This window comes from Polynucleobacter sp. MWH-CaK5, assembly GCF_018687615.1.
Classification (GTDB): Bacteria; Pseudomonadota; Gammaproteobacteria; order Burkholderiales; family Burkholderiaceae; genus Polynucleobacter.
This window is the reverse complement of the sequence record NZ_CP061299.1, coordinates 296,394-308,789: the sequence shown is the minus strand read 5'-3', so window position 1 is coordinate 308,789 and position 12,396 is coordinate 296,394. Positions and strand designations below refer to the sequence as shown.

Annotated in this window: 14 protein-coding genes; 7 read left to right on the top strand and 7 right to left on the bottom strand. The window is 45.2% G+C overall.

Going from position 1 to position 12,396, the window contains the following annotated elements; genetic code table 11:
* Positions 1 to 34 precede the first annotated feature (34 nt).
* The 5 genes from ribD (at position 35) to nusB (ending at position 4,139) form a co-directional block, all read left to right on the top strand.
* Positions 35 to 1,171: a bifunctional diaminohydroxyphosphoribosylaminopyrimidine deaminase/5-amino-6-(5-phosphoribosylamino)uracil reductase RibD gene (gene ribD / locus GQ367_RS01585; RefSeq protein ID WP_215290912.1), complete on the top strand. Its 1,137-nt coding sequence runs from the start codon at positions 35 to 37 to the stop codon at positions 1,169 to 1,171.
* A 16-nt stretch (positions 1,172 to 1,187) separates the two neighbouring features.
* Positions 1,188 to 1,820: a riboflavin synthase gene (locus GQ367_RS01580; RefSeq protein WP_215290910.1), complete on the top strand. Its 633-nt coding sequence runs from the start codon at positions 1,188 to 1,190 to the stop codon at positions 1,818 to 1,820.
* 119 nt (positions 1,821 to 1,939) lie between these two features.
* Positions 1,940 to 3,073 carry a bifunctional 3,4-dihydroxy-2-butanone-4-phosphate synthase/GTP cyclohydrolase II gene (gene ribBA, locus GQ367_RS01575; RefSeq protein WP_215290908.1) on the top strand — a complete coding sequence of 378 codons (1,134 nt, stop codon included), beginning with the start codon at positions 1,940 to 1,942 and terminating at the stop codon, positions 3,071 to 3,073.
* A gap of 49 nt (positions 3,074 to 3,122) precedes the next feature.
* Positions 3,123 to 3,614 (top strand): 6,7-dimethyl-8-ribityllumazine synthase, encoded by a 492-nt coding sequence (ribH, locus tag GQ367_RS01570; protein WP_215290906.1) that lies wholly within the window; start codon positions 3,123 to 3,125, stop codon positions 3,612 to 3,614.
* A gap of 30 nt (positions 3,615 to 3,644) precedes the next feature.
* A complete protein-coding gene (gene nusB / locus GQ367_RS01565; protein WP_215290904.1) occupies positions 3,645 to 4,139 on the top strand; it encodes a transcription antitermination factor NusB in 495 nt (164 codons plus the stop codon).
* 50 nt (positions 4,140 to 4,189) lie between these two features.
* On the opposite strand, the gene GQ367_RS01560 is transcribed toward nusB, so the two are convergent.
* Entirely contained in the window at positions 4,190 to 4,987 is a 798-nt protein-coding gene (locus tag GQ367_RS01560) for a transglycosylase SLT domain-containing protein (RefSeq protein WP_215290902.1), read from the bottom strand.
* Positions 4,988 to 5,459: 472 nt separating this feature from the next.
* Between GQ367_RS01560 and GQ367_RS01555 the strand changes: the two genes are divergently transcribed.
* A complete protein-coding gene (locus GQ367_RS01555; protein WP_215290900.1) occupies positions 5,460 to 6,851 on the top strand; it encodes an NAD-dependent succinate-semialdehyde dehydrogenase in 1,392 nt (463 codons plus the stop codon).
* 23 nt (positions 6,852 to 6,874) lie between these two features.
* Here the strand turns inward: GQ367_RS01555 and GQ367_RS01550 are convergent, their stop codons facing one another.
* From GQ367_RS01550 to trmB, 3 genes are all read right to left on the bottom strand, one after another.
* Positions 6,875 to 7,576, bottom strand: a complete 702-nt coding sequence (locus GQ367_RS01550) for a nucleotidyl transferase AbiEii/AbiGii toxin family protein (RefSeq protein ID WP_215290898.1) — start codon at positions 7,574 to 7,576, stop codon at positions 6,875 to 6,877.
* Positions 7,577 to 7,600: 24 nt separating this feature from the next.
* Positions 7,601 to 8,062, bottom strand: coding sequence for an XRE family transcriptional regulator (locus GQ367_RS01545; RefSeq protein WP_215290896.1), 462 nt, complete (start codon positions 8,060 to 8,062; stop codon positions 7,601 to 7,603).
* 85 nt (positions 8,063 to 8,147) lie between these two features.
* Entirely contained in the window at positions 8,148 to 8,948 is an 801-nt protein-coding gene (gene trmB / locus GQ367_RS01540; RefSeq protein WP_215290894.1) for a tRNA (guanosine(46)-N7)-methyltransferase TrmB, read from the bottom strand.
* Between the two features lie 116 nt (positions 8,949 to 9,064).
* On the opposite strand from trmB, the gene GQ367_RS01535 reads away from it, so the two are divergent.
* Complete coding sequence (locus GQ367_RS01535) at positions 9,065 to 9,481, top strand: polymer-forming cytoskeletal protein (RefSeq protein ID WP_215290893.1); 417 nt, start codon at positions 9,065 to 9,067, stop codon at positions 9,479 to 9,481.
* On the opposite strand, the gene GQ367_RS01530 is transcribed toward GQ367_RS01535, so the two are convergent.
* From GQ367_RS01530 to GQ367_RS01520, 3 genes are all read right to left on the bottom strand, one after another.
* Positions 9,482 to 10,351: an undecaprenyl-diphosphate phosphatase gene (locus GQ367_RS01530; RefSeq protein WP_215290891.1), complete on the bottom strand. Its 870-nt coding sequence runs from the start codon at positions 10,349 to 10,351 to the stop codon at positions 9,482 to 9,484.
* A 62-nt stretch (positions 10,352 to 10,413) separates the two neighbouring features.
* Positions 10,414 to 11,634: an ABC transporter permease gene (locus GQ367_RS01525; protein ID WP_215290889.1), complete on the bottom strand. Its 1,221-nt coding sequence runs from the start codon at positions 11,632 to 11,634 to the stop codon at positions 10,414 to 10,416.
* Positions 11,631 to 12,377 carry an ABC transporter ATP-binding protein gene (locus tag GQ367_RS01520; RefSeq protein WP_305848919.1) on the bottom strand — a complete coding sequence of 249 codons (747 nt, stop codon included), beginning with the start codon at positions 12,375 to 12,377 and terminating at the stop codon, positions 11,631 to 11,633. Before GQ367_RS01520 ends, GQ367_RS01525 begins: the two co-directional genes overlap by 4 nt.
* Between the last annotated feature and the right edge of the window lie 19 nt (positions 12,378 to 12,396).

Sequence of the window (12,396 nt, the reverse complement as noted above, 5' to 3'; positions counted from 1 at the left end):
AAAGCATCCCTTCAGCTTTCTATTAAAACTATTTATGTACACCCCCAGTGATCATGACTACATGACCATGGCCTTGGCAGAGGCCAAGAAATCCATGTTCGTGAGTAACCCAAATCCTCGGGTAGGTTGTGTCATTGTTAAAAACAACGAAATACTGGGAGTAGGTCATACACAAGTGGTCGGCTCAGACCATGCAGAAATCAATGCACTCAAAGATGCCAAAGCGAAAGGCAAAGATGTGACAGGTGCAACGGTGTACGTCACACTGGAGCCATGCTGTCATCATGGGCGCACGCCTCCTTGCACTGATAGCTTGATCGCTGCCAAAGTATCAACCGTGATTGCCGCTATGACGGATCCCAATCCTTTGGTAGCAGGACAAGGATTAGAATCACTCAGAGCCTCAGGCATTGAAGTGCGTTGCGGTCTTTTAGAAAAAGAATCCATGGAACTCAATCCTGGCTTCATTAAACGCATGACGCAAAAGAAACCTTGGGTGCGCATGAAAATTGCTGCAAGTCTCGATGGTAAAACCGCTCTTCACAATGGCGTGAGCCAATGGATCACCAGTGCAGAGGCCAGACACGATGGTCATCTATGGCGCGCCAGAGCTTGCTGCATCCTCACAGGCATCGGCACCGTCAAAGAAGATGATCCTCAATTGAATGTCAGAGACGTTCATCCAAAAGATATTTTCGCAAGACAACCAATGCGAGTCTTGATTGATTCATTTTTGGAAGTTCCGCTCAACGCAAAAATTTTGGATGAGACCATCGGTGGTCAAACCTTGGTTGTTTGCGGACAAGTGGATGATGCTCACTTTTCAAAAATGGAAACTGCTTTAAAAACTAAGAACGTCCGCCTGGTAAAAATGGCTGACACATCCAATCCAAAAGGCAAAGTTGATTTATCCGCCTTATTCACTTACTTGGCAGAGAAATGTCACGTCAATGAAGTGCACGTTGAGGCGGGCTTCAAACTCAATGGCTCGTTGCTTCGCGAAAATTGCGTCGATGAGCTATTGATCTACATGGCACCAAAACTTTTAGGCGATGCTCAAGGCATGGCCAATCTACCTGCTCTCACAAGCCTTGATGGCGTTGATGCTTGGGATATGATCGATCATCAAACCATTGGCCATGATTTACGCTTGCGCCTTATAAAAAAGTAACTTATAAAGAAAACCTATGTTCACTGGAATCATTCAAGCAATCGGACACATCGATACCGTTGAAAAACTCGGTGATGGCTTTCGTCTACACATCAACGCCGGAAAATTAGACATGGGTGATGTTCAATTGGGCGACAGCATTGCGCTTCAAGGTGCATGCATGACTGTGGTTTCGATGACTGACTCACATTTTGCGATCGATATCTCAGCAGAGTCTTTGGATAAAACCACAGGCTTGGATAAACCTGGTCACATCAATCTTGAAAAAGCATTGCGCTTCAATGATCGCTTGGGCGGTCACTTGGTCAGCGGTCACGTGGATGGCATGGGCACGGTGACACTTTTTGAACAAGTCGAACAAATTAAAACCAATGAATCTCAAAACAATGAAGGCTCATGGCATTTGGTCATCAAAGCGCCTCTGTCTTTAGCCAAGTACTTGGCCTACAAAGGTTCGATCGTTGTTAATGGCACATCATTGACCGTCAACAAAGTTGAGGATCTTAAAGATGGCTGCCTGATGCACATCAACCTCATCCCTCACACACTTCAAAACACCACCCTTCAATACCTGAAGGCCGGCTCTTTAGTGAATCTAGAGGTTGATTTGATTGCGCGCTATGTAGAGCGCATGCTAAAGCCCAACTAAGCCAAATTAAGCTTGAATGAGTCGTAGGTGAGTCCTGAGCGACTAAAAGGCGGGTGCATCAGCTAAAAGATAGCTAAAAACTCGGCATACGCTCAAAAAAGCTTTAAAATCACCGCTCTATGCCAAGCACAAGCTATTCCCTCGCCTCTACTGAAGAAATCATTGCCGACATGCGTGCCGGCAAGATGGTCGTTTTAGTCGATGAAGAAGATCGTGAAAACGAAGGCGACTTAGTGCTGGCCGCTGATCATGTCACACCTGAAGCCATTAACTTCATGGCCAAACATGGTCGTGGCTTGATTTGCTTGACCCTGACTCGCGAACGATGCGAGCAACTGAATTTACCTTTGATGGTGCGTGATAACACCGCAGCTCTAGGTACTAATTTCACGGTATCGATTGAAGCGGCTGAAGGTGTTACCACCGGTATTTCTGCTGCCGATCGCTCACACACAGTCAAAGTGGCGGTATCTCCAACAGCCAAACCTCGTGACATCGTGATGCCTGGTCATATTTTCCCGCTCATGGCGCAAGCTGGCGGTGTTTTGGTGCGCTCTGGTCACACTGAAGCAGGCTGTGATTTAGCAGAACTAGCAGGATGCAGTCCAGCCGCTGTGATTTGTGAAATCATGAAAGACGATGGCGAGATGGCTCGCTTACCTGACTTAGTTGAATTCGCTAAAGCTCACCAATTAAAAATTGGTACCATCGTTGACTTGATCCATTACCGCAGTCGTAATGAAAGCATCATCAGCCGTCAAGGCACGCGCGTATTCAATACCCCATGGGGACCTTTACAAGGCATTGCTTATAAAGACAGTCCAACAGGTTGCGCGCACTTGGCATTGGTCAAAGGTCAACCAAATCCAAATCAAGAAACTTTGGTGCGCGTTCATGAACCCGCCACCATTCTTGATTTACTTGAAACAGAATCTGCCAGCCACTCATGGCCTGTAGCTCAAGCGATTAAAACAATAGCTGAGAGTGAAGCTGGTGCAATCGTCTTATTGAATTGCGCCGGCACAGCTGCCGTGAACACGGATGCTTGGTTCAATCAGCTGGGTAAATTGGACGGCATTGCCCCAGTGAACCCTCAAAGAAAAACTGATTTTCGCACCTACGGTATTGGCGCGCAAATTTTGAAAGATTTGGGCATCCGTAAAATGAAGTTACTCGCCAAGCCTGGTAAGTTACCAACCATGGCCGGCTACGACTTAGAGGTCACCGGACATTTGCCATACCAAGCAACATAATTAGTTTTCGTATTTTTTAGTTTTATCACCACCACACACAAAGGTTCCTATGTCACTCACCAACATTGATCGAATTGAAGCAGACTTAAACGGTCAAGACCTTTGCATCGGTATTGTGCAAGCGCGTTTTAATGCCCCGATTTGCGAGGCTTTAACAGAAGCTTGTGTCAAAGAATTATTAGCTCTTGGTGTTGCTGAGCCTGACATTGTGATCACAACTGTTCCAGGTGCTTTAGAAATTCCTCTAGCACTTCAAAAACTCACTGAGAGTGGCGAGTTTGACGCCCTGATTGCTTTGGGTGCAGTGATTCGTGGCGAAACTTATCACTTTGAACTTGTTTCAAATGAATCAGGTGCTGGCATCTCACGCGTTGGTCTTGATTACGGTATTCCGATTGCAAACGGTGTTCTTACTTGTGAAACAGATGAACAAGCTCAAGCACGTGTTCTTGAAAAAGGTCGTGATTGCGCACGCACAGCTGTTGAAATGGCCAACCTATCCATTGGCCTAACACCTGATGATGAAGTTGAAGAAGACTAATCAATACCAAATATAAATATTTAGCAGCTTATGAACTTTGATCCCCAACAACTCAATAAACCGATTTCATCTGTCACGGTGAAACGGTCTTTGACGCCACGTCGTCGTGCACGCGAATACGCACTACAAGGTGTTTATCAATGGTTGGTGATCAAAGCAGCTGGTGGCTTTGCAGATCACGCCACAATTTCCAAGCAACTCGGTGAAGACCCTGGCTTTAAAAAAGCCCAAAAAGAATTATTTGATCATTTGTTTTCTGGGGTCGTGAACCACTATGACATCCTTGAAAACCACATCAAAAAACATATTGATCGCCCAATGGAAGAGTTGTCACCGGTTGAATATGGCGCCTTACTCATTGCTGCCTTTGAATTAGCTCAAGATATCAGCGTACCGTTCAAGGTAGCCATCAATGAAGCTGTAGAACTCGCTAAAGTATTTGGTGGCACAGATGGCCACAAGTATGTGAATGGTGTTCTAGATAAGTTGGCCCAAGAACTCAGACCTCATGAGATGCCGCGCTAATAGCGCTAAGGGCCCAGCAGCTCTAGAGATAGAACTCAAAAACAACTAAATTAATTAAGGCTCTGGCCTAAGCTAGCAATTCTCAAAGCTGCAGCTTGTCTTAAACGATTTCTTTCAGCCAAGACCTTCTCGCCATAACCACCATCATTGATAAAGATGGATGAGGCGCCCACATACAAACGTAATCCAGCGTGTAATGAACCACCTTTGGCGATGTACTCACGAAGAATCAAAGAACCCACACGCATATTAGCGTCTGGATCCAAGGCTGCTTCATGGCCGCCAAATAACTCAAACTTTTCTACGTGAACCCGGGTCATCACTTGCATCAGACCCTGGGCACCCTTTTTGCTCTCGGCCAAAGGATTAAAACTTGATTCAACCGCTGTGACAGCCAAAATCAAGGTTGGGTCTAGACCCACCTCACGACTCACTGTCATGGCTTTATCAACAAACTCCAAGCTCGCTGAATGGGCGATCTTGTATTTACTAGATATGTATGAAGCAACAGCTTGACGCTCTGCTCCAGACTTTAGAATTTTTGCATCCAAGGCTTCTGCATCAACCAAGCTTGTTGGGATCTTGGCTGCTTGAGGCGCCACAGATGGGACAGGGTCAAAACTACTCTGGAATATTTGATAAGCCTCAGCTGGGATCAGCCAAGAGGCCAACTCAACACGCAAAGGCTGGTTCATCCACATGGCCAGGACCATGAAGGAAGCTAGAACGCCCAAGGAGCTCATCACGCCCTTGAACTTTGCTTTGGCAATAGAAAGCAAGTCAACGGGCGCAGAGCTGTCTCTGTCCTGTATGCCTGTGTTAACCATCTTCAAAGTGTTTGTATTCATTTCTACCTTCTTAAAAAGTGTTTCGTTCACTGATTCAAAGTAAAGCCCTAAAACCTAAAGCAACTAAAGCATTGAAAATTGTGCACTGCAACATCTCTTTGAGTTGATGCATATTAGGAAAGGTTATATACACTGTCAAGCATATAGAAAATTATTTACACTATTTTTAGTTATTAAAAGACTGTATAAAGAATCATACCCCCTGTGGATAAGGTGGGTGACTCATTGACGTATAAGGGTAAATTTTATGTTAGTGAGCACTAATTTTATATTCTGAAAAAACTACATTTAGTGATTTTTTTTGCATTAAAAACCATAGATTGATTCAATCATCTTGAAATCTCAGGGTTTTAACTGATCTTTCATTCTGCTATTCAATTGGAGTGCTTGGTCTTGAATCAGAGCATCTCGATGATCCAAAAAATTCAATCGATGCAGAAGGACTCAATAACTTAGGGCAAAATCTCAAGCTATGACAAACCAATTCTTTGAAGTAAACAACCCGGCCAATCAACAAATCATTGCTCAGGTCCCCAACATGACCCCAGCAGATGCCTTGCGCGCAGTAGATCAGGCTCACGCAGCACTTCCTACCTGGAAAGCAAAGACTGCCAAAGACAGATCGCAACTATTAAGACGCTGGTTCGAACTCATGAACCGCGATGCCGATCGCTTGGCCCGTTTGATGACTGAAGAACAAGGCAAAGCATTGATGGAAGCCAAAGGTGAGGTCACTTATGCGGCGTCATTCATTGAGTGGTTTGCCGAAGAAGCCAAGCGCGTGATGGGAGCTATTCCTGCCAGCCCTTGGTCTGATAAACGCATGATGGTCCTCAAGCAAGCCATTGGGGTCTGCGTTTCGATCACCCCATGGAACTTCCCTTTGGCCATGATCACCCGCAAAGTAGCCCCAGCCATTGCTGCTGGCTGCACGATTGTGATCAAACCGGCTGAACAAACCCCTTTATCAGCCCTGGCACTGGCAGAACTGGCCAAAGAAGCCGGAATCCCTGATGGCGTCATCAATATCGTGACAGCCGATGCTAAGAATTCTGTAGCGATTGGCAAAGCCCTTTGTGACTCTCCTTTGGTTCGCCATTTGTCTTTCACAGGCTCAACCCCGGTTGGCAGAATCTTGATGGAGCAATGTGCCCCTACTATTAAGAAGGTGGCCCTTGAACTCGGTGGCCATGCCCCCTTCATTGTGTTTGAAGATGCTGATATAGATGCAGCAGTGAGTGGCGCCATGCAATCCAAATACCGCAATGCCGGCCAAACCTGCGTTTGCACCAACCGTTTTTACGTTCACGAAAGCTTGCACGATGCATTTGTAGAAAAACTGGCTCAAGCCAGTAAACGCTTGGTGATTGGTCCAGGATTAGATAAAGGCGTTCAATTAGGTCCATTGATTGATCAACAAGCTATTGATAAAGTTGAGCAACACGTTCAAGATGCGGTTGCAAAAGGCGCCCGTGTGATGACTGGTGGCAAGCGCCACACTTTGGGTGGCACCTTTTATGAACCCACTGTATTAGCAGGCGTAAAAAAAGGCATGCTGATCACCGAAGAAGAAACCTTTGGCCCTGTGGCTGCTGTGATTCCATTCACATCAGAGTTAGAAGTGATCCAGATGGCCAATGACAGCGAGTACGGCTTGGCTTCCTATTTTTATAGCAAAGACATCAGTCGTATTTGGAGAGTTGCTGAAGCCTTGGAATTTGGCATGGTCGGCGTGAATACCGGCACGATCTCAAATGAAGTGGCACCTTTTGGCGGTGTTAAACAATCAGGCCTTGGCAGAGAAGGCAGTGTTTGGGGAATGGATGAGTACTTAGAAATGAAGTACGTTTGCTTGGGGCTTTAACAACAGACAAATCAATGACTAAGTCAAAAAAACTTTTTCAAATCTCTGACCTTATCGACCAATACCGTTGGCGGTAAGTTAATTTTTAGTTTTGATAAACAGCCTTGAACATGAATGGGCTTTTCAATAAAAGCATTACAGGCCTTGATTAAATCTTTTTCAATTGATTCACCGTAAGCTTTTTTTGATTTTTCTAAAGCTCGTCGCCACTCATCAATGGTGAATTTCATCATCACCAGATCAATCAAATCTCTGCTGAATACTGAAGCGTCTCCCCAACGATCCGAGTTAGCTAATAATTTACTGGCAATCAGGTCTGTCACAGTTAAGCATTGAACACCGTGTATTTTGTCGGCATCACTTGGTTGATCAAATGAAATACGTCCTTCCAAGACAATCTCAAATCGAATCGGTGACCCCATGAGTGTCACAACGGATCTGATGCCATATTGATCAGCTCTCACATCTTGACTGGTATCAATCTGACCAACATTTGCAAAAAGATTAGCCAAGCCACCTGGATCTGTTGCATCGCTGCGCAACTGCCTGTACCCATCAATATCAGAGACCATGAAATCAATATCTACCGATTCTCGGTATTCACCATACTTCAGGGCTATAGCAGTACCGCCCCCGAAATAACAGTGAGCATTACTTAGCTTTTCATGATTCAGCGCGCTGAGTACATGAGCAATTTTTTGATGATGGTCTCGAATAAATTGCATTAAAAAGTTTTCCTATTTCTATGTTCAATGATCATCAAACACGATGCCCAATTGATTGATCAATTTTTTTTCTTGCTCTGTCATTTCATTGAACCGTATGTACTTTTGATTTCTTTCATACATATTTTTAGCCTCTACAGCATTTAAAATTGCATCGTCTTTTAATTGCCAGCTGATCAACTTCAGTTGTGGGTAATCTTTGATGGCAATTTCACTGAGATGATTATCTTCCTCAAGATCATTCAGCTTGGGAGCCCCTTCTTGGATGCTCAAACTTAACCCTAGAGCAATGATGACGCTCATATAAGCACCCATACTGACACCAGGTTCACCTTTTTCGATGCGGTGAAGAGTGATCCGTGAAATTGCGGCAGCCAGTGCAACTGATTCAGCGGCCACCTTTAGCTTTTTTCGTTGCAAGAGGATTCTTTGGCCCAAACTTGCCAAAAACTCTTGCTGAAGAAATTCTTTGTAATTTAATTCCATAATGTTTCTTATTATATACAAAATAAACTATTTGTATATAATAAGAAACAATTTTATATGATTTGAACCGAAGAAAGCCCTAAAATCACACTTTCTTGAACACCAAATCCCAAACCCCGTGCCCAAGACGAATCCCTCGATTCTCAAACTTGGTCACCGGGCGGTAAGTTGGACGTTCTGCATACCCACCTGCTAAGACACCAGTATTGACCAAGGTAGGCTCTGCAGATAACACTTCCATCATCTGCTCAGCATATTCTTGCCAATCGGTGGCCAAGTGCCAATAGCCACCTGGTTTAATTCGGCTACTTAATAGTGATACAAATTCTGGCTGAATCAAACGACGCTTGTTATGGCGTTTTTTATGCCACGGGTCTGGAAAGTAAACATGAACACCATCTAAAAAAGATTCTGGGATCATGTTTTCAACAACTTCTACGGCATCATGGCGCATGAGCCTTAAATTAGTGAGCCCTTGCTCACCTATTAACTTAAGTAATGCGCCCACTCCTGGCTCATGAACCTCGATGGCCAGAAAATCATCAGCAGTTCTCGCTGCAGCGATCTTGGCAGTGGTCTCCCCCATGCCAAAACCTATTTCAAGGATTTTTGGTCTAGCCGTCTTACTTGAATCAGCTTGATCAGCAGAATTGGATTTAAAACTTTTATCCCAATCAATGGCTTGACCAGTGAAGGGCAATAAAAATTCAGGGCCCAGGGTTTCAATCGCGCGAGCTTGGCCAGGAGTCAAACGCCCGGTGCGTAAAACAAAAGACTTGATGCGATGCAAGTAATGCTCAGAGTCCTTAGACTCTGTAGCAAAGGCTTCTTTGGCTTGCTCAAAGGATTGATGTAAACGCGGAGATTCTGAATTCTTTTCTGACATGCGCTTATTTTAATCTCCCAAGCTGCATTGCCTTCCATCCTCACCCCAAGGCCAATCTTATTCCCCATAGAGCTAATGATTTATACTTATGACAATTATTAGAGATTTATCATATTTTGTTTAAAAAGAAAAAACCGCGCGCTGAAGGGATGGAGAGCTTTGATACCTTGGTAGGTAAAAGCTCAGTGATTCATGGTCGTATGACTGTGCACGACAGCCTACGCATTGATGGCAAAGTATTTGGGAACTTAGAACCAGCAGACAAATACCCTTGCTCGATTGCGGTTGGTCCAAGTGGAGTTGTCACAGGCAACATTCATTGCAATAAAGCGTATATCGCTGGCAAAGTGATCGGTAATATTTTTGCCAAAGAATTAATCGTCTTATCTGAGTGTGCCGTGGTTCACGGAGATATCAGCGCTGAAGCATTCACCATCGCCACTGGTGCAGTGATTGAAGGCACGATGCTTCAAGCCAATCGTAAAGTTAGAAACCCACAATCAACTCAACTTAGATCAGATCTAAAAGCTTGATTAATGCGACCACTGGACGACGCCCGTCCAAGCAGTCAGCAAAACTAAAACTCCAAAAATAATTCGGTACCAAGCAAAAACCCTAAAGTCATGGGTGGCCACATAACGGATCAACCAACGGATACACACAAAGGCAGACACAAAAGAGACTGCGAAGCCAATGCCCAAGGTCGGACCGAAAGTACTCCATGAAGCATCACCTAAAACATGACGCAGTTTGATTAACTCATAGAGTGTTGCACCTGCAATCACGGGAATAGCCAAGAAGAAAGAAAACTCTGTGGCAACTTTTCTTGGCAAGCCAAACAACATGCCGCCGATGATGGTTGCACCAGAGCGAGAAGTGCCTGGAATCAAAGCAGCGCATTGCGCCAAACCAATCTTCAATGCATCGCGCCAATTGAGATCATCCACACTATCGATGTCTCGAGAAATCAATACACCATTACCTACTTCAGACTCTAGCTTCTTTTGACGAGCCTCCGCCCAAAAAATAATGAAGCCACCCACAATGAATGCCGTGGCAACAGGAATCGGAGAAAACAATGCGCTCTTAATATATTTGCCAAACAACAAAGCCAAGACAATGGCTGGAATTGTGGCGATGATGACATTCACAGCAAAACGTTGTGATGCTCTTCTTGAAGCAATACCAGTGACCACACCGATGAGTTTCTGACGGTACTCCCAACAAACTGCCAAGATCGCACCAAACTGAATAATGACCTCAAAAGCTTTGCCCTTGTCGTCATTGAAATCCAATAGGTCACCCACCAAAATCAAATGACCCGTCGATGAGATTGGCAAAAACTCAGTAAAACCCTCTACCAAGCCCAAGATGACTGCTTTAAGAATTAAATAGATATCCATGGAGTGATGATAAACAATTAATCCGTCAGCAAGAACTGTTATTGACCAACTTTCTTAAAGGCTTATTCGTATCTCAAGGCTTGTATTGGCTGCATCGATGATGCTTTCCGAGCAGGATAGTAGCCAAAGAAAATGCCAATCACCGCAGAGAAGCCCACCGCTAAGATCACTGACAGAACTGAAAGTTGCACTGGCCATTCAGCCAACTCAGCAACCAACCAAGTTCCTAGGCCTCCTAATAGGATTCCCAGCACACCACCAATGGTAGATAGCGTGATGGCTTCCACCAAAAATTGCGACAAGATATCTTTGCTTCTGGCACCAACAGCCAAACGCAAACCGATTTCTCGAGTTCTCTCTGTTACTGAGACCAGCATGATGTTCATGATGCCAATGCCACCCACCAACAAACTAACTGATGCAACGGCTGCTAATAGGATGGCCATCACTTTGCTGGCAGCTTCTTGGGCTTGAAGTATTTCTGTCAAATTACGCAAAGAAAAATCATCTGGGGTATTACCACTCAAGCGATGGCGTTGACGCAAAAGATCTCTGACTTTTTCTTCAGCCTCTTTCATATCAACACCCTCACGAGCTTTAATGAAAATGGAGCTGACTCGTCCAATTCGACCCTGAAGAGCGCCAAAGATTTTGTTACGAGCAGTGGACAAAGGCATGATGACGATGTCATCTTGATCTTGCCCCATCATGCTTTGACCTTTGCGCTCCAACAATCCAATCACGGTGAAAGGCACACCGCGCACGCGGATGATTTGATCCACTGGATCATTGTCACCAAACAACTCTCTGGCAACCGTTTGACCAATGATGGCTACTTTGCCGGCACTAGACATTTCACCAGCTTCAAATAAGCGGCCACTCACAAGAGCCCAATCACGCGCCTCAAAATACTCGGGCGTGGCTCCCACAATTGCCGCCAACCAGTTCGTATTCCCCCACACAATCTGTCCACTGCCACGTTGCGTAGGTGCAGCCACTTGTATTTCTGATATTTCTCGCATGACAGCCCAAGCATCTTCTTCAACCAAAGTTTGTGCTGTACCTGTGCCACCTCTCACACCAGCGGTTGTCACTGAGCCTGCCCACAGGATCATCAAGTTAGAACCCAAGCCAGCAATTTGCTCTTTCACCCGCGCTTGCGCACCACTTCCTACGGCAATCATCACAATCACTGCAGCCACACCGATGATGATGCCCAGCATAGTCAAACCAGAACGCAGTTTGTTCACACGAAGTGCTTGAAGGGCAATCGGTAAGTTCATGACAAAGCACCCAAATTGGTCGTTGATGATCCGTCAGTCTTGCCATTTGGATGAGTATCACTTAAGACCTTGCCGTCTTTAAATGTGATGGTGCGAGATGCATAAGCTGCCACATCAGGTTCATGAGTGACTACCACAACAGTCATCCCTTGTTGATTGAGTTGCGTTAGGAGCGCCATCACTTCAGCACTGGTTTTAGAATCCAGTGCCCCGGTAGGCTCGTCCGCCAAAATTAAATCAGGATCATTGACCAAGGCTCTGGCAATGGCGACTCGCTGTTGCTGACCACCTGATAACTGAGAGGGTGTGTTGTGAAGACGCTCCCCCAAACCCACTTGTTCTAAACGTTGTTTCGCATGCTCATACCGCTGCTCTTTGGTGAGTCCTGCCAAAGTGCCTACCCGGGCATACAGCAAAGGCAAGGCAACGTTTTCAATGGCAGAAGTTCTGGCCAAGAGATTGAATTGTTGGAACACAAATCCAATGCGCCGATTGCGTAAATCTGCCAACTCATCACTGGACATGGTGGCGACATTTTCTCCACCCAATAAATAAGAGCCAGTGGTCGGCTGATCCAAACACCCAATCATGTTCATAAAAGTTGATTTACCTGATCCAGATGCACCAACAATCGCAACAAATTCGCCTTGATCAATGGTGATCGACACATCATCCAAAGCTTGAACTGTTTGCTCACCCACGCCATAGGTTTTCACCAAATGATGCGTTTTGATCAAAGTCATGCTCTTGGTCTTTGTCAGT